General features: G+C 70.5%; 10 protein-coding genes and 1 tRNA gene. 2 read left to right on the top strand and 9 right to left on the bottom strand.

Features of this window, described 5'->3' with window-relative positions; genetic code table 11:
* Window positions 1–25 precede the first annotated feature (25 nt).
* The 7 genes from ACWD6P_RS27725 to ACWD6P_RS27695 form a co-directional block, all read right to left on the bottom strand.
* On the bottom strand, window positions 26–562 hold the full coding sequence (locus tag ACWD6P_RS27725) for a CinA family protein (protein ID WP_451446888.1): 537 nt from the start codon (window positions 560–562) through the stop codon (window positions 26–28).
* Window positions 559–1,209, bottom strand: a complete 651-nt coding sequence (pgsA, locus tag ACWD6P_RS27720; protein ID WP_451446887.1) for a CDP-diacylglycerol--glycerol-3-phosphate 3-phosphatidyltransferase — start codon at window positions 1,207–1,209, stop codon at window positions 559–561. The genes ACWD6P_RS27725 and pgsA overlap by 4 nt, the downstream gene beginning before the upstream one ends.
* On the bottom strand, window positions 1,206–2,705 hold the full coding sequence (gene rimO, locus ACWD6P_RS27715) for a 30S ribosomal protein S12 methylthiotransferase RimO (protein ID WP_451446886.1): 1,500 nt from the start codon (window positions 2,703–2,705) through the stop codon (window positions 1,206–1,208). The genes pgsA and rimO overlap by 4 nt, the downstream gene beginning before the upstream one ends.
* Window positions 2,706–2,809: 104 nt before the next feature.
* Window positions 2,810–3,616 carry a helix-turn-helix domain-containing protein gene (locus ACWD6P_RS27710; protein ID WP_451446885.1) on the bottom strand — a complete coding sequence of 269 codons (807 nt, stop codon included), beginning with the start codon at window positions 3,614–3,616 and terminating at the stop codon, window positions 2,810–2,812.
* Window positions 3,617–3,840: 224 nt separating this feature from the next.
* Complete coding sequence (locus ACWD6P_RS27705; protein ID WP_451446884.1) at window positions 3,841–6,618, bottom strand: DNA translocase FtsK; 2,778 nt, start codon at window positions 6,616–6,618, stop codon at window positions 3,841–3,843.
* Window positions 6,619–6,710: 92 nt separating this feature from the next.
* A complete protein-coding gene (locus tag ACWD6P_RS27700) occupies window positions 6,711–7,370 on the bottom strand; it encodes a response regulator (RefSeq protein ID WP_018092947.1) in 660 nt (219 codons plus the stop codon).
* Window positions 7,371–7,626: 256 nt separating this feature from the next.
* Complete coding sequence (locus ACWD6P_RS27695; protein WP_451446883.1) at window positions 7,627–13,134, bottom strand: HAMP domain-containing protein; 5,508 nt, start codon at window positions 13,132–13,134, stop codon at window positions 7,627–7,629.
* Between the two features lie 257 nt (window positions 13,135–13,391).
* Between ACWD6P_RS27695 and ACWD6P_RS27690 the strand changes: the two genes are divergently transcribed.
* Window positions 13,392–16,070 carry a SpoIIE family protein phosphatase gene (locus ACWD6P_RS27690; RefSeq protein WP_451446882.1) on the top strand — a complete coding sequence of 893 codons (2,679 nt, stop codon included), beginning with the start codon at window positions 13,392–13,394 and terminating at the stop codon, window positions 16,068–16,070.
* A 155-nt stretch (window positions 16,071–16,225) separates the two neighbouring features.
* Window positions 16,226–17,272 (top strand): YncE family protein, encoded by a 1,047-nt coding sequence (locus tag ACWD6P_RS27685; protein WP_451446881.1) that lies wholly within the window; start codon window positions 16,226–16,228, stop codon window positions 17,270–17,272.
* A gap of 50 nt (window positions 17,273–17,322) precedes the next feature.
* On the opposite strand, the gene ACWD6P_RS27680 is transcribed toward ACWD6P_RS27685, so the two are convergent.
* Together ACWD6P_RS27680 and ACWD6P_RS27675 are read right to left on the bottom strand one after the other, a co-directional pair.
* A tRNA-Thr gene (locus tag ACWD6P_RS27680) sits at window positions 17,323–17,398 on the bottom strand.
* Between the two features lie 64 nt (window positions 17,399–17,462).
* Window positions 17,463–18,140 carry a DegT/DnrJ/EryC1/StrS family aminotransferase gene (locus ACWD6P_RS27675; protein ID WP_451446880.1) on the bottom strand — a complete coding sequence of 226 codons (678 nt, stop codon included), beginning with the start codon at window positions 18,138–18,140 and terminating at the stop codon, window positions 17,463–17,465.
* Between the last annotated feature and the right edge of the window lie 171 nt (window positions 18,141–18,311).

The following is an 18,311-nucleotide window of genomic DNA, read 5'->3' as shown; positions in this document are numbered from 1 at the left end:
GTGCCGGGCGCAAGTACGTGTTCACTCAGGGCTGCAAACATCCATTCCCCCCGTGTTGTTCCGTATCCTGTGCCCGCGCATTTTCTGTGAGTTCGCTCAACAACAGTGCGAGCACGGCGTCGATGGTGTCCTGGCGGATCCGGTCGCGATCGCCCGACAGCGCCAGCCGGCGCACCGCTCCGGCCCCTTCCGGGCCCCGGACCGCCACGAAAACGGTGCCCACAGGCTGTCCGTCCTGGGGGTCGGGCCCGGCCACACCGGTCGTGGCGATGCCCCAGTCGGCGCCCAGCACCCGCCGGGCACCGTCCGCCATCTGGCGCGCGACCTCGGCGTCCACCGCCCCGCGCGCCGCCAGCAGGGCGCCGTCGACGCCCAGAACCTCCCGCTTGACCTCGGTGGCGTACGCCGTGACCGAGCCCCGGACGACCCGCGAGGCCCCGGGGACGGCGGTCAGCGCGCCCGCCACCAGTCCGCCGGTCAGCGACTCGGCCACCGCCAGGCTCTGCTCGCGCCGGGCGAGCAGCTCCAGCGCCCCGGCCGCGGCAGAACCCGGCCCGGTCACCGGCCCGTGTCCCTTGCGGCCTCCGCGGCCCGCTCACGGGCCTGCCCGGCCCGGCGCAGCAGCAGGGCCTGCCGGACGTAGTCGAGTCCGGTGGCGACCGTCAGCACGACGGCCACCGCCATCACCCACCAGCGGAAGGTCGCCAGTGGACCGGTCAGCACCAGGACGTACATCCCGACCGCGGTGCCCTGCGCCAGTGTCTTGATCTTGCCGCCACGACTGGCCGGAATGACCCCGTGCTTGATCACCCAGAACCGCATCAGCGTGATGCCGAGCTCGCGGAAGAGGATCACGCCCGTCACCCACCAGGGCAGATCCCCCAGCACCGAGAGGCAGATCAGCGCGGCCCCCATGATCGCCTTGTCCGCGATCGGGTCGGCGATCTTGCCGAAGTCGGTGACCAGGTTGTACGTGCGCGCCAGATGTCCGTCGAAGACGTCGGTGATCATGGCGATGGCGAACGCGGCCCAGGCGAAGGCGCGCCAGGCCCGGTCCGTTCCGTCGTCGTGCATCAGCAGCAGGACGAAGGCCGGGACCAGCACCAGCCGCATCATCGTCAGGACGTTGGCGATGTTCCACAGCCCGGCCTGCCGGACGGCCGGCGCCGTGCGCGGCCCACCAGCTGCGGAAGCCGGGACTCCGGTCATCTGCCCGCCTCCTCGGTACACCCCGTGCCGTCCACCGACAGCACCTCGGCCACGAGGTCCACGCCCTCGCTGGCGACCACCTTTGCTTCGACCATACGACCGGGCAGCAGCTCCTGGCCGGTCGTGAGCAGGGTGACGCCGTCGGTCTCCGGCGCCTGGTGGGCGGCCCGCCCGACGATGCCGTCCTCGTCGTCGACCTGGTCGACCAGCACCCGCACCGTCTCGCCGACCCGCTCCTCGGCCCGCTGCGCGGTCAGCTCCTCGGCCAGTCGCGACACCCGCGCCAGCCGCTCGGCGACCTCGTCCGGATCGACCTTGTCCTCGTACGAGGCGGCCTCGGTGCCGTCCTCGTCGGAGTAGCCGAAGACGCCGATGGCATCGAGCCGGGCCTCGGTGAGGAAGCGCTCCAGCTCCGCCAGGTCGCGCTCGCTCTCCCCGGGGAAGCCGACGATGAAGTTGGAGCGCGCACCGGCCTGCGGCGCCTTCGTACGGATCTGCTCCAGCAGCGCCAGGAAGCCGTCGGTGTCGCCGAAGCGCCGCATCGCCCGCAGCACCCCGGGCGCGGAGTGCTGGAAGGACAGGTCGAAGTACGGCGCGACCTTGTCCGTCCCGGTCAGCACGTCGATCAGGCCGGGCCGCATCTCGGCCGGCTGCAGATAGCTGACCCGGATCCGCTCGATGCCGTCGACGGCCGCCAGCTCCGGCAGCAGCGTCTCCAGCAGGCGGATGTCGCCGAGGTCCTTGCCGTAGGAGGTGTTGTTCTCGGAGACCAGCATGATCTCCTTGACCCCCTGCTCGGCCAGCCAGCGCGTCTCCCCGAGCACGTCCGAGGGCCGGCGGGAGATGAAGGAGCCGCGGAAGGACGGGATGGCGCAGAACGTGCAGCGCCGGTCGCAGCCGGAGGCCAGCTTCACCGAGGCGACGGGGTTGGAGTCCAGACGGCGGCGCAGCGGGGCACGCGGCCCGGAGGCCGGCGCGACGCCCTCCGGAAGGTCCTCCGGCGGGGCCGTCTCGCCGGACGCGGTCTGCGCGTGGCCGGGCAGCGCGACACCGGCGGCGCCCTGGCGCTCGGCCGGGCTGATCGGCAGCAGCTTGCGGCGGTCGCGCGGCGCGTGGGCTTCCACGTTTCCGCCGCTCAGGATGGTCTGCAGACGGTCGGAGATACTGCTGTAGTCGTCGAAGCCGAGGACCCCGTCCGCCTCGGGCAGCGCCTCGGCGAGCTCCTTGCCGTAGCGCTCGGCCATGCAGCCGACGGCCACCACGGCCTGGGTTCTGCCATGATCCTTCAGATCGTTGGCTTCCAGCAGGGCGTCGACGGAGTCCTTCTTCGCGGCCTCGACGAAGCCGCAGGTGTTGACGACGGCGACATCGGCATCGGCGGCTTCCTCGACGAGCTCCCAGCCGTCCGCCGCCAGGCGGCCTGCGAGCTCCTCCGAGTCCACCTCGTTACGGGCGCAGCCAAGGGTGACAAGGGCGACGGTACGGCGTTCGGGCATAGGGCTCAGCCTACTTCGTCCCGGACACACCCTCGGCGCGCAGGTCTCCGCCGCCGGCCCCGGGCACCCGGGCCGGGCGGCGGACGCCCTCAGAACGGGCGCTCTCAGCCCGCCTGCGGGTCCCCCGGCGTGTAGCTGAGCCGCTCCACCGGGCCCTTCTCGCCGATCTCCTTGACCTCCTTGCCGTTGACGTACAGCTGTACGACAGGGGCATTGCCGAGGACCAGGTCGATCCGCTTCTTGTCGGTGATCGTCTTGGACTCGCCCTGCTTGAGCAGGCTGTCCTCCAGCAGCTTGCCGTTGGCGTCCTTGGCGGACACCCAGCTCTGGCCGTCGCGGGCGGTGATCTTGATCGTGACCTTGTCCTTCGGCAGCCCGGCGACCGCGCTGTCGGAGGGCTCGGGCTTGAGGGGAGGCTTGATCGTCGAGGGATGGCGGGTGGGGGCCGGCGCGGGCTTGGCGTTGGTGTCGCCGGCCGTGATCGGGCCGCTGTCGCTCCGATCGCCGCCGGTGAAGAGCGTGAAGCCGACGAAGCCGACCACGGCGACGATCGCCGCGACCATGGCGGCCGTCCAATTGGGACGGCGCGGCTCGGAGCGGATCCGGTCGGCCTCGAAGATCGGGGAGGCCAGGGTCGGCTCGGGCCGTCCGCCGTGCTCGGCGTCGAACTGCTCGATCAGCGGGTGGGGGTCGAGGGAGACGGCGCGAGCGAGCGTTCTGATGTGTCCCCGGGCGTAGACGTCGCCGCCACAGCGCGAGAAGTCGTCCTGCTCGATCGCCTGAACGATGGGGATGCGCACCCGCGTCGTCGTACTGACCTCTTCGACGGTCAGTCCCGCTGCGACACGGGCCTGCTGGATGGCACGACCGACGGAAGGCCGGTCTGCTTCGGGGGAGTTGCCGATGGACACGGGGGCGCCTTTCGAGCGTGTAGCCACCTGCTGGAAGTTCAGTCTAGGGGTGGAGCGAAAGGGTCGGGCAAGCGGGAGGGCGGGGTTTGTACGCCATCAGAACGCCCGTGGCGGGTACCAAGGGCTTGATGATGAAGCATCGCCCTCTCGCCTCCCTCAACTTGACGTATCGGCAGAAGAAACGGTTGCTTGCTTCTCTCGTACGAGTGACCCGGATGTGTGTGCTACTCCGTAGCCTCCCCCCGGATCACCGCCAGCACTCCGTCCAATTCATCCGGCTTCACCAGAACGTCACGCGCCTTGGAGCCCTCGCTCGGCCCGACGATGTTCCGTGACTCCATCAGGTCCATCAGCCGGCCGGCCTTGGCGAACCCCACCCGCAGCTTGCGCTGGAGCATCGACGTCGACCCGAACTGGGTGGAAACCACCAGCTCAGCGGCCTGACAGAGCAGATCGAGATCATCGCCGATGTCCTCGTCGATCTCCTTCTTCTGCTTGCTGCCCACCGTGACGTCGTCGCGGAAGACCGGCGCCATCTGATCCTTGCAGTGCTGGACCACCGCCGCGACCTCGGCCTCGGTCACAAACGCGCCCTGCATACGGACCGGCTTGTTGGCACCCATCGGCAGGAACAGCCCGTCGCCCTTGCCGATCAGCTTCTCGGCACCCGGCTGGTCGAGGATGACCCGGCTGTCGGCGAGCGAGGAGGTGGCGAACGCGAGCCGGGAGGGCACATTGGCCTTGATCAGGCCGGTGACGACGTCGACGGACGGCCGCTGGGTGGCGAGCACCAGATGGATACCGGCCGCGCGCGCCAGCTGGGTGATGCGGACGATCGAGTCCTCCACATCGCGCGGCGCGACCATCATCAGGTCCGCCAGCTCGTCCACGATCACCAGCAGATACGGGTACGGCGCCAGCTCCCGCCCGCTGCCCTCGGGCGGGCTGACCTTGCCGCTGCGCACCGCCTCGTTGAAGTCGTCGATGTGCCGGAAGCCGTAGGCCGCGAGGTCGTCGTAGCGCAGGTCCATCTCGCGGACCACCCACTGCAGCGCCTCGGCGGCCCGCTTGGGGTTGGTGATGATCGGCGTGATCAGGTGCGGGATGCCCTCGTACGCGGTGAGCTCGACCCGCTTGGGGTCGACCAGCACCATCCGCACGTCCTCCGGCGTGGCCCGCACCATCACCGAGGTGATCAGGCAGTTGATGCAGGACGACTTGCCGGAGCCGGTGGCGCCCGCGACGAGCACATGCGGCATCTTGGTCATGTTGGCCATGACGTAGCCGCCCTCGACGTCCTTGCCGAGCGCCACCAGCATCGGATGGTCGTCGCCCGCGGCGTCGGCCAGCCGCAGCACATCGCCGAGGTTGACCATCTCGCGGTCGGTGTTGGGGATCTCGATGCCGACCGCGGACTTGCCCGGGATCGGGCTGATGATGCGCACGTCGGGGCTGGCGACGGCGTAGGCGATGTTCTTGGCCAGCGCGGTGATCTTCTCGACCTTGACGGCCGGGCCGAGCTCGACCTCGTAGCGGGTGACCGTCGGGCCGCGGGTGAAGCCGGTGACCGCGGCGTCCACCTTGAACTCCTGGAACACCGTGGTCAGCGCGGTCACTATGGCGTCGTTCGCGGCGCTGCGGGTCTTGCCGGGGCCGCCGCGCGAGAGAAGGTCCAGCGAGGGCAGCGCATAGGTGATGTCGCCGGACAGCTGCAGCTGCTCGGCGCGCGCCGGCAGGTCGCCGGACGGCTCGGGCGGGGCCTTGGTGAAGTCCGGCACGGCCACGGTCCGCTCGGCGGCGGGCGGCGCCGGCTCCGCCTCCCGGGCCGGCGGCACCTTGCCGCCCTGTGCCGCGCTGTCCGCGGACCCGGGCGCGGGCTCCCGGTGCTCACCGGAGATGCCGCTGCTGAGCCCGGCGACGAGGGGAGAAGGCTGGACGCCGTGCAGCACCGCGCCGTCCAGCGCGGCGGCGGCCGCGGCGGCGACGTCCACCGCGTCCATCGGCCGGTCCGCGGCCGGCTGCCCGGCGGCCCGCCGCGGGCGCCGCCGCTTGGCCAGCGCCGCCTCCTCTATGGCGTCCGGATCGTGCGCGGCGGGCGCCGCCGCGGCGCTGCGCCGCGGCTTGCGGACCGGCGGCTCGCGCCACTCCTGCGCGTACTCCCCGGCCTCGTCGAAGTCCGCCACGGGCTCGTCGGGGTGCACCACGCCCAGCCGGACGCCGAGCGCCCGCAGCCGCTGCGGGATGGCGTTCACCGGCGTCGCGGTGACCACCAGCAGCCCGAAGAAGGTCAGCAGCGCCAGCAGCGCCACGGCCAGGGTCTGTCCGACGGTGAAGATCAGCGGCTTGGACGCCACCCATCCGACATAGCCGCCGGCATCCTGTATGGCGGCGAGCCCGTCGCCCCGGCCCGGCGACCCGCAGGCCATCGCGACCTGCCCGAGGACGCCGACGACCAGCCCGGACAGCCCGATGACGATCCGCCCGTTGGCCTCCGGCTGCTCCGGGTGCCGGATGAGGCGCAGCGCGATGCCGCCCAGCAGTATCGGCACGACCAGGTCGAGCCGGCCGAAGGCACCGGTCACCAGCAGCTCGACGAGGTCGCCGACCGGGCCGGAGAGGTTGGACCAGGTGCCGGCCGCGATGACCAGCGACAGGCCGAGCAGCCCCAGCGCCAGGCCGTCCTTGCGGTGCGCCGGGTCGAGGTTCTTCGCCCCCCGGCCCATTCCGCGGAACAGCGCCCCGATGGCGTGCGCGAGCCCCAGCCAGCAGGCACGGGCGAGGCGGTAGACACCGCCGGTCGGTGACGGCGCGGGTCTGGGCGCGGCCTTCTTGGCGGGCGCCTTCTTCGCCGGGCTCTTCTTCGCCGCCGCCTTCTTGGCGGGCGGCCGCGCGGGCGCCTTCTTCGCGGCGGTCTTCTTGGCCGCGCCCCCGGACCGTCCGGCGCGCTGCTTCGAGGGGCCCGCCGTGCTCTGGGTTCCCTTGCCGGACGTACGTGAGGCCATGGCGACGAGATTACAGGCGAACGCGCGCATGACACGAGCGCACGGCGCTTCACCCATCCGTGTCGCGCGCCCGCCCCATGAAGGCCCGTCAGTTATCCGGCGGCGCTGCCCGACCCCGGCTCCAGGGCGTCCAGCGCCCTGCGCAGCCCGGTCAGTTTGCGCTCCAGATGGGCCGCGGTGGCAACGGCGGCGGCGTCCGCCGTCTCGTCCAGCTGTTTGGAGAGCGCCTCGGCCTGCTCCTCGACCGCGGCCAGCCGCGCGGAGAGCTCCGCGAGCAGCCCCGCGGACTCCCTCGCCTCATCGGCGCTCGGCCGGCCGCCTTCCAGCTGCAGCCTCAGCAGGGAGGCCTGCTCGCGCAGTTGGCAGTTCTTCATGTACAGCTCGACGAAGACCGAGACCTTTGCGCGCAGCACCCACGGGTCGAACGGCTTGGAGATGTAGTCGACCGCCCCGGCCGCGTAACCGCGGAAGGTGTGGTGCGGGCCGTGGTTGATGGCCGTGAGGAAGATGATGGGGATGTCGCGGGTGCGCTCGCGCCGCTTGATGTGCGCGGCGGTCTCGAATCCGTCCATACCCGGCATCTGCACATCGAGCAGAATCACCGCGAAATCGTCCGTGAGCAGTGCTTTGAGCGCTTCCTCCCCAGACGATGCCCGCACCAGTGTCTGATCGAGCGCGGAGAGGATCGCCTCCAGCGCCAGCAGATTCTCCGGCCGGTCATCGACCAGGAGGATCTTGGCCTTCTGCACCATGGCCCGTCCTCCTCGCCCCGGCATGGAACCGGACGCCGCCCCAGGGGACGACTCCGTCACGCCGCCCGTCCTTGTGCCGGTCATGGTAGCTGCACCCCGCCTGTCGCCACACCCTGTCACCGCGATGTCACTGTGCACGTAGCAGAAACGCAGACAGAGACCAGAAGGTTCCCCGGATCCTGCACTTCCACACGTGCGCGGCAACACTCAGTCAGCACGCGGTGATCCTCTTACGGCCCCCATACTGGACGCCCCGTCACTCCGCCCGCATCCATTGCTCCATGACCGACAGCAGATGATCGGTATCCACCGGCTTGGTCACGTAGTCGGATGCCCCGGAGTCGATGCTCTTCTCCCGGTCGCCCTTCATCGCCTTCGCGGTCAGCGCGATGATGGGCAGCCCGGCGAACTGCGGCATCCGGCGGATCGCGGCCGTGGTCGCATAGCCGTCCATCTCCGGCATCATGATGTCCATCAGCACCAGGACGATGTCATCGTGCTGTTCGAGGACCTCGATGCCCTCCCGGCCGTTCTCCGCGTACAGCACCGACAGCCCGTGCTGCTCCAGGACGCTGGTGAGCGCGAAGACGTTGCGGATGTCGTCGTCGACGATCAGCACCTTCTCGCCGTGGAAGCCGCCGTCGAAGGCCGGATCCACCAGATCCTGGCCGTTGCCGATCCAGGGCTCCTCGGCCGCCTGCCGCTCGGCCGGCTGGGCCGGTGCCGGGGGCGCGGGCTGCGGCGCCGGGGACGTCGGCCGGGCGGGCAGCGCGAAACGGCGCTGATGGCCCGAAACCGCCCGGCGGCGACGCCGGTTGAGGCTGCCCCCGGTCCGCTCCCGGTCCGGCACCTCCTCGGCCTCCTCCCGTCCGGCCTCCGTCTCGCGCGCCTCCGCGTCCATCGCCAGCCCGCCGGCCACCAGCTGCGGGTAGCCCTGCGGCGGCAGCCCGCCCGGGTTGTGCGGCAGGTAGAGGGTGAACGTGGAGCCGCGGTTGGGCTCACTGGCGGCGTGGATCTCACCGCCCAGCAGCCGGGCGATCTCCCGGCTGATGGACAGGCCCAGTCCGGTGCCCCCGTACTTGCGGCTGGTCGTGCCGTCCGCCTGCTTGAACGCCTCGAAGATGACGCGCATCTTGCTGGACGCGATGCCGATGCCGGTGTCGGTCACCGAGAAGGCGATCATGTCGGCGTCCGGGTCGCGCAGCGAACCGTGCTCCAGCAGCTGCTCGCGGATGGCCACCGGGACATCCGCGCCGGCCGGCCGGATGACCAGCTCGACGGCGCCGGTGTCGGTGAACTTCACCGCGTTGGACAGCAGATTGCGCAGCACCTGCAGCAGCCGCTGCTCGTCGGTGTGCAGCGTGGCGGGCAGCTCCGGCGAGACCCGTACGGAGAAGTCCAGGCCCTTCTCCGCGGTCAGCGGCCGGAACGTGGCCTCCACGTAGTCGACGAGCTGGACCAGTGCGATCCGCGTCGGGCTGACGTCCATCTTGCCCGCCTCGACCTTCGACAGGTCGAGGATGTCGTTGATCAGCTGGAGCAGGTCGCTGCCGGCGCCGTGGATCGTCTCGGCGAACTCCACCTGCTTCGGGGAGAGGTTCCCCTCGGCGTTGTCGGCCAGCAACTTGGCCAGAATCAGCAGCGAGTTCAGCGGCGTACGCAGCTCGTGCGACATGTTCGCCAGGAACTCCGACTTGTAGCGCATCGAGACCGCGAGCTGCTCGGCGCGCTCCTCCAGGACCTGCCGCGCCTCCTCGATCTCGGTGTTCTTCACCTCGATGTCGCGGTTCTGCGCACGCAGCTGCTCGGCCTTCTCCTCCAGCTCGGAGTTGGACAGCTCCAGGGCCCGCTGCCGGCTCTCCAGCTCCGCGGAGCGCTCGCGCAGCTGCTCGGTCAGCTCCTGCGACTGCTTGAGCAGCACCTCGGTCTTGGTGTTGACCGAGATGGTGTTCACGCTGGTCGCGATCATCTCGGCGATCTGGTTGAGGAAGTCCTTCTGGATCTGGGTGAACGGCTGGAAGGACGCCAGCTCGATCACGCCGAGCACCTTGTCCTCGAAGAGCACCGGCAGCACGATCACGTTCGCCGGCGGCGCCTCGCCCAGCCCGGAAGCGATCTTGAGGTAGCCGGAGGGCACGTTCTCCACCAGGATCGTGCGCCCCTCCTCCGCCGCCGTGCCGATCAGCGTCTCGCCGGGCCGGAAGGTGGTGGGCATCCCGCCCATCGCGTAGCCGTACGAGCCCATCAGCCGCAGCTCGTACGCGCCCGGCTCGCCGCCGTCCGCGCCGATCTCCTGGCTGTCGGGCTGCGCCGCGAGGAAGAACGCGCCGTGCTGCGCGGAGACCGCGGGCGACAGCTCGCTCATGATCAGCGTGGCGACGTCCTTGAGGTCGCGCCGCCCCTGCATCAGACCGGAGATCCGGGCCAGGTTGCCCTTGAGCCAGTCCTGTTCCTCGTTGGCGAGGGTGGTCTCGCGGAGCGTGGAGATCATGGTGTTGACGTTGTCCTGGAGCTCCAGGATCTCGCCGGCCGCGTCCACGTCGATCCGGACGTTGTGGTCTCCGAGGGTGACCGCCGCGGCGACCGCGGCGATGGCACGCACCTGACGGGTCAGGTTGCCGGCCATCTCGTTCACCGACTCGGTCAGGTCGCGCCAGGTGCCGGCCACGCCCCGTACCTGCGCCTGGCCGCCCAGCTGGCCCTCCGTACCCACCTCGCGGGCCACCCTGGTGACCTGCTCGGCGAAGGACGACAGCTGGTCGACCATGGTGTTGATGGTGGTCTTCAGCGCGAGGATCTCCCCGCGGGCATCGATGTCGATCTTCTTGGTCAGATCGCCCTTGGCGATGGCGGTGGTGACCATGGCGATATTGCGGACCTGGCCGGTCAGGTTGTTGGCCATGGAGTTCACCGACTCGGTGAGGTCCTTCCACGTACCGGCGACGCCGGGGACGCGGGCCTGGCCGCCCAGGATGCCGTCGGTGCCCACCTCACGGGCCACTCGCGTGACCTCGTCGGCGAACGACGACAGCGTCGTGACCATCGTGTTGACCGTGTCGGCGAGCTGCGCGACCTCGCCGCGCGCCTCGACCGTGACCTTCTTGGTCAGGTCTCCGTTGGCGACCGCCGCCGAGACCTGCGAGATGTTGCGCACCTGGATGGTCAGGTTGTTGGCCATCAGGTTGACGTTGTCGGTGAGGTCCAGCCAGATACCGGTCGCGCCCGGCACCCGCGCCTGGCCGCCCAACTGGCCCTCGGTGCCCACCTCGCGGGCCACCCGGGTCACCTGCTCGGCGAACGACGACAGCTGGTCGACCATCGTGTTGACGGTCGTGACCAGTTCGAGGATCTCGCCCTTGGCGTCGACGGTGATCTTCTTCGACAGATCGCCGCGGGCCACCGCCGTCGTCACCTCGGCGATGTTGCGCACCTGCGACGTCAGGTTGTTCGCCATGAAGTTGACGGACTGGGTGAGGTCCTTCCACGTACCGCTGACGCCCTGCACCTCGGCCTGGCCGCCCAGGATGCCCTCGGTACCCACCTCACGGGCGACCCGGGTCACCTGCTCCGCGAACGAGGAGAGCTGGTCGACCATGGTGTTCAGGGTGTTCTTCAGCTCCAGGATCTCGCCCCGGGCGTCCGCGTCGATCTTCTGCGACAGGTCACCGCGCGCGACGGCCGTGGCGACCTGTGCGATGTTGCGGACCTGAGCCGTCAGGTTGCCGGCCATGCCGTTGACGGAGTCGGTCAGATCGCGCCAGACACCCGCGACGCCCGGCACCTGCGCCTGACCGCCCAGCCTGCCGTCCGTACCGACCTCCCGGGCGACCCGGGTGACCTGCTCGGCGAACGCGGACAGCTGGTCGACCATCGTGTTGATGGTGTTCTTCAGCTCCAGGATCTCGCCCCGGGCGTCCACATCGATCTTCTGCGACAGGTCACCGCGCGCGACCGCCGTCGTCACCTGCGCGATCTGCCGCACCTGCGAGGTGAGGTTGCCCGCCATGAAGTTGACGGAGTCGGTGAGTTCCTTCCAAGTGCCGCTGACGCCGTCCACCCGGGCCTGACCGCCCAGCCGGCCCTCCGTGCCCACGTCCCTGGCCATCCGCGTGACCTGGTCGGCGAACGACGACAGCTGGTCCACCATGGTGTTCACGGTGTTCTTCAGCTGCAGCATCTCGCCGGAGACGTCGACGGTGACCTTCTGCGACAGATCACCGTTGGCGACCGCCGTCGTCACCTGGGCGATGTTGCGCACCTGCCCGGTCAGGTTCCGGAACGCGGTGTTGACGGAGTCCGTGAGGTCCTTCCACGTGCCCGCCGCTCCGGGCACCGCGGCCTGGCCGCCCAGTTCGCCCTCGACGCCGATCTCCCGTGCCACGCGGGTGACTTCGGCACCGAACGCGGAGAGCTGGTCCACCATCGTGTTGACGGTGTTCTTCAACTCCAGCATCTCGCCGGCGACATCGACGGTGACCTTCTGCGACAGATCACCGTTCGCCACCGCCGTCGTCACCTGGGCGATGTCCCGCACCTGCCCGGTCAGGTTCCGGAAGGCGTTGTTCACCGAGTCGGTGAGGTCCTTCCAGGTGCCGGCCGCGCCCGGCACCTGCGCCTGGCCGCCGAGTTGCCCCTCGGCCCCGACCTCGTTCGCCACCCGCGTCACTTCGTCCGCGAAGGTACGCAGCGTCTCGGTCATGGTGTTGATGGTGTCGGCGAGCTGCGCGACCTCGCCGCGTGCGCTGACCGTGACCTTCTGCGACAGGTCGCCGTTCGCGACGGCGGTGGTGACCTGGGCGATCCCGCGCACCTGCGCGGTGAGGTTGCCGGCCATGAGGTTGACCGAGTCCGTCAGGTCCTTCCACACCCCGGCCACGCCGGGGACCTGCGCCTGACCGCCGAGCTCGCCCTCCGTACCGACCTCGCGGGCGACCCGGGTCACCTCGGAGGCGAAGGAGGAGAGCTGGTCCACCATCGTGTTGACGGTGTTCTTCAGTTCGAGCATCTCACCGGCGACATGAACGGTCACCTTGCGTGACAGATCGCCCTTGGCGACCGCGGTCGTCACCAGGGCGATGTCCCGCACCTGGGCCGTCAGCCGGGAGGCCATGGTGTTGACGGACTCGGTCAGGTCCTTCCACGAACCCGACATTCCGCGCACCCGCGCCTGCCCGCCGAGCTTGCCCTCCGTACCGACCTCGCTGGCCACCCTCGTGACCTCGTCGGTGAACGCGGAGAGCTGGTCGACCAGCCCGTTGACCGTACGGCCCACCTTGAGGAACTCGCCGCGCAGCGGATGCTCCGAGGAGCTGTCCGAGCTGCGCGAACGCAGATCCATCCGCTGTTCCAGATCACCCTCGGAGACCGCCGAGAGCACCCGTCCCACCTCGGACACCGGCCGTACCAGGTCGTCGACCAGGGCGTTCGAGGCATCGATGGCCGCGGCCCAGGAGCCTTCGGCGGCGCCGACCTCCAGCCGTTCCGTGAGTTTTCCCTCACGTCCGACGACCCGGCGCACCCGCGCCAGCTCCCCGGTCAGATGCAGATTGCGGTCCGCGACCTCGTTGAAGACCGCCGCGATCTCCGACATGACGCCGTCGCCGGAAACCGTGAGCCGCTTGCGGAAGTTCCCGTCCCGCATGGCGACCAGAGCGACCAACAGCCGATTCAGCGCAGCCGTATCCACCTCGGTCGTCCCGTTGCTCCGGGATCGTCCGCCTTTTGCGCGCGTGCTTGCGCCCCGCGCCGCTGCGCCAGACTCCACCGTGTCCCTCCCGCAGGGTCGACCGTTCTACCCGGGCTTTCTCTTGATACTTGCCCAGTGTTTCACCATGGCCCAACCAGGCCATAACAGTTCGGCAGCATCGCACACGTCCCGGGGCACGATTGGGGCGGAAACACATGTGACCGGCATCCTCGGGTGCGGCGAAGGTAAGTAACCTGGCATACGGCTGTCCACCCCCGGCCTCGTTCGCGGGCGGTGGTACGAGCACGACAGGTATTCGGAGGGGCGCCGCGACCATGGGGGAGCAGATCACCGACACACGCATGAGGAGACCAGTGATCACCGCGCGGGCCGCCGCAACCTTCGAGCCGGTGGGGCGCTCGGTCGCCACTGCCCGTGCGTTCGTCCGTGACACCCTCCAGGGCTGGGGCTGCGCCGACATCGTCGACGACGCCGTCGTCCTCACCAGCGAACTGGTCACCAACGCCGTGGTGCACGCCGGCACCGCCGCGGACGTGCTGTGCCTGCGCAACGACGGAGGGGTACGGATCTCCGTCGCCGACCGCTACCCCGAACGTGAGATTCCGCTCCAGAACGCCGGGCAGGTCATCGTCCACCCGGACCGCGAGGGCGGCCGCGGTCTGCTGCTGTGCGGCGCACTGGCCTCCCGCTGGGGCGTCGAGTACACCACCGCGCAGAAACACGTGTGGTTCCAGCTCGACCTCCCCGAGCGCCCCGCCGGCACCCGCTCCGCGGGCCCCGCCCTCCCCGTCGACGCCCTCCCGGTCACCGACGCCCGGGTGCGCGTCGCGGTGATCCAGATCGACCGCGGCGGCTGCATCAGCTTCTGGAACGAGGACGCCCAGGACCTCTTCGCCTACGACCCCGAGCAGGTCATCGGCAAACCGCTCACCGACTTCGCCGCCTGGCCGCACACCCCCGGCACCGGCACCGGCATCGCCGAGGCGCTCCAGCTCTCCCGCTGGGAGGGCTCCTACGGCATAAGGGGCGCCGACGGCCGCGTCGTCCCCGTCTACGCCTCCCACCTGCGCGTGCGCGACGCCGACGGCGAGGCCTCCACGGTCTGCCTCCTGGTGCGCGACCACGAGCGCGCCATCCTGCAGAGCCCCCAGCGCACCCCGGCCCCCGACGCCGCCTCCCAGACCGCCCCGTCCGCTCAGTCGGCGGGTCACCCCTCCGACCCGTTCGAGGTCTTCATCGGCTCCCCGGCCCCCGACGACCTCGACGGTCTGCTCCAGCGCACCGTCGAACGCGCCCGCGACATGCTCGACGGCGACGCCGCCTACCTCCTGCTGGCCACCGACGACGAGACCGAGCTGGAGGTACGCGCCTCCACGGGCCTGCCCTCCGCCCGCCAGCGGTTCGCCCGCGTCCCCGTCGAAGCCGGATCCGGACGCTACGGCTCCGCCCGGATGCCCGCCGTCCACGAAGACCTCACCGCCGTCCCCGGCGCCGTACCGCTGCTCAGCGGCACGGGCATGCGCTCGGTCGTCACCGTCCCGCTCAAGGTCGAGGGACGGCTGACCGGCTCGCTCGGCGTCGCCGCCGAAGGGGCCGGCCGCTATACGAACGAAGAGGCGCTGCGCCTCCAGTTCGCCGCCGACCGCATCGCCCTCGCCGTCGAACGCGCCCGCCTGACCGAGCTGGAGAAGCTGCGCCGCGGCTCCCTCTCCTTCCTCGTCGAGGCCTCCGACCTGCTGGCCGGCACGCTGGACCGCGACCAGACGCTGGCCCTGATGGCCCAGATGACCGTCCCCACGCTCGCCACGTGGTGCGCCGTCTACACCGTCGCCGACCAGACCTCCGAACCCGAGCTCTCCTACGTCCTGCACGAGGACGAGGACCGCATCGACGGCCTCAAGACCCTCCTGATGAAGGTCGACCCGCCCGAGCCGGTCCCCACCCCGGGCGCCCGCGTGTGGACCGCCCCCGGCGACGCCGCCCACGACGCCGCCCTGCGCACCTCCATGCGCAGCCTGGGCCTGGGCAACTCCGCCCGTCCCTCCACCGGCCCCGGCGCCACCCTCGCCACCGCCGCCGCGGTCGGCGGCGAGACCGTCGTGCTGCCGCTCGTCGCCCGCAACCGCGTCATCGGCATGCTCACCCTCGGCAAGCCCACCGAGGAGCACTTCCGCCAGGAGATCCTCGAACTCGCCGAGGACCTCTCCCGCCGGGCCGCCCTCGCCCTCGACAACGCCCGCCTGTACTCCGAGCGCACGGCCATCAGCCAGTCCCTCCAGCGCAGCCTGCTGCCCCCGGAACTGCCCGACATCGCCGGCGTCGAGGTCGAGGTCATCTACCGCGCGGCCGGCGAGGGCAACGAGGTCGGCGGCGACTTCTACGATCTCTTCCCCATCCGCGACGGCGCGTACGGCTTCGCCATCGGCGACGTCTGCGGTACCGGCCCGGAGGCGGCGGCCGTCACCGGCCTCGCCCGCCACGCCCTGCGCCTCCTGGCCCGCGAGGGCTTCGGCGGCCCCGCCGTCCTCGAACGGCTCAACGCCGCCATCCTCGACGAGGGCGCCCGCAGCCGCTTCCTGACGCTCCTTTACGGCGAGCTGTGGCCCCAGGACGACGGCAGCGCGCTGCTGAAGGTGGTCTGCGCCGGCCACCCCCTGCCGCTCCGCCTGCGCCAGGACGGCACGGTCGAACCGGCCGCCGAACCCCAGCCCCTCCTCGGCGTCATGGACGACCTCGAACTCTACGAGCAGACCGTCACCCTCGACCCCGGCGACGTCCTGCTGTGCGTCACCGACGGCGTCACCGAACGCCGCGAGGGCACCCGCATGCTCGGCGACGACGGACTCACCGACGTCCTGACGATGTGTACGGGCCTGACGGCCGGCGCCGTCGCCGCCCGCGTGCTGCGCGCCGTGGAACGCTTCGCCGCCGAACCGGCCTCCGACGACATGGCCATCCTCGCCATGCGCGTCCCCGAGTTCCAGGCCGGCTGACCACCCGGGCGGGAGCGGCCGCCGCTTCCTCTGTGGGCCGCCTCACAGCCCGCCGGCCGCTCCCCCGCCCTCACCAGCACCCTTGCGTACGGTGCAGGGAACCCCTGCCCGACCTGCACTGGAGTCAGCCCCAACGGCCGCGCACGATACGGCACATGACTCCTACCACCGCGGGTTCGCCCGGCGACCAGCTCGCCGTCGTCAGCCAGTCCGGCTCCACCGTCACCTTCTTCGACGCCGCCACCCACGAGCGCCTCGACGTGCTGCGGATGCCGCCGCAGCCGCACGAACTGTGCTTCGACCCGGACCACCGGCTGCTCTACTGCGCCAGCACCTACCACTCCGGCTTCTACCACGCCAACGAAGGCCGGTCCCACGAGATCACCGTCATCGACCCCGACACCCGCACCGTCGTCGCCACCCTCGACACCGCCCCCGACCACGCCCCGCACGGCCTGGCCCTCGACCGCGAACGCGCCCGCCTGTACGCGAGCGTCGAGGCCACCGAGACCGAGCCCGGCGGCGTCGTGGTCTTCGACACCCGCACCCACGCCCGCCTCGGCCGCATCTCCACCATGGCCCCGGGCCCGCACTGGTTCGCCCTCACCCCCGACGGGCGGCGCGGTTACGCCACCAACAAGGAGGCCCCGTTCGTCTCCGCCGTCGACCTCGACCGTGCGGTGTGCACCGACCGCATTCCCGTCCCCGGCAGCGAAGGCCTCGCCGTCGCCCCCGACGGACGCCATGTCTACGTCGCGGCCCCCAAGGCCGACTTCACCGCCCCGTCCCCCGCACCGACGGCCATCCACGTCATCGACACCGCCACCAACGAGACCGTCCGCACCCTGCCCACCAAGGGCCAGGTCATGCCCGTCCACACCACCGTCGACGGCACCCTCCTCGTCGGCGAACTCCGCCAGACCAGCGCCCCCGGCGGCCAGCTCGGCTCCCAGCTCCCGGGCGCCCTGACCGTCTTCGCCCCCGACACCCTCACCCCCGTAGGGGAAGTACAGGTCGGCCGCTTCCCCCTGACCATCACCTCCTCCCCTGACGGCCGCCTGGCGTACGTCTCCGGCCTGCTCTCCAGCAACGTGACCGTCGTCGACCTGCAGAACCTGTCCACCGTCGCCACCCTGGAAGTCGACAGCGCCGACGATTCCGGCGCCCACGGCCTCGCCTATATCCCGGCCCCGCACAACTGACCTCCGCATACGACAAAGGCCCCCGCCATCCGGCGGGGGCCTTTGCCCTCTGGAGCCCCAATACGGAATCGAACCGTAGACCTTCTCCTTACCATGGAGACGCTCTGCCGACTGAGCTATTGGGGCGGAGCAACAGAAGGAATATTACCCCAACTCCGCGGCAGCTACGAATCGGAGGCCACCACCCGGCCTAAAAGGCCGGCTGCAGCAATCCCCCCAGCGCATTGCACGCACCGACCATCTTCTGCAGCTCCCGCCGCGACATGCCCAGATGCACAGGCAATGCCAGCGTCTCGTCCACGGCCCGCTCGGTCTCCGGCAGAAACACATCCCGCCGCAGCCCCGGCATCCGGTACACCGGCGCCAGCACGGGCACCTTGCACGCAACTCCCTTGGCCCGCAACGCCCGCGCGAACGCGTCCCGGTCCGGCCGCCCGTTCCCCGGCACCCGCACCACATACTGCTCGTACGTGTGCCCCGCGGCCGGCTTCGGCGTCCAGACCCCGCGGAGCCTGCCGTCCAGATACTCCGCATGCGCCCGACGCAGCTCCGCCCCCGCCGGATCCGCCCCCGGCTCGTCCTCCACCAGCACCAACAACCCGTGCCGCTGCCCCACTTCACGGATCCAGCCGGCATCGGCCCGTCGCCCGAACCGGTGAATCGCCACGACCGCGGCGGTCCGGCTGGTCACCACATCCGCCACCGCGGCCGGATCCAGGCAGTAGCCGTCGGCATCCACATCGGCGAACACCGGCAGCGCGCCCAACTCCACCACGGCGCGGGCCACTTCGGCGTTGCCGTACGCCGGCACCACGACCTCGTCACCAGCGCGTACACCGGCTGCCCTGAGCGTTCCCACTGTCCCCATGACGCGGATCCTGGTCAGATGAGGTGAACGTCGAGTTACACCCACCACCCGAAAATCAGAACAAAAAAGCTCCGGTCCCTGAACCACAAGGGTTCAGGGACCGGAGCTGAATAATCGTTCGGCGGCGTCCTACTCTCCCACAGGGTCCCCCCTGCAGTACCATCGGCGCTG

Source organism: Streptomyces sp. NPDC002446 (assembly GCF_053595675.1).
This window is presented reverse-complemented; position numbering and strand designations above follow the sequence as displayed.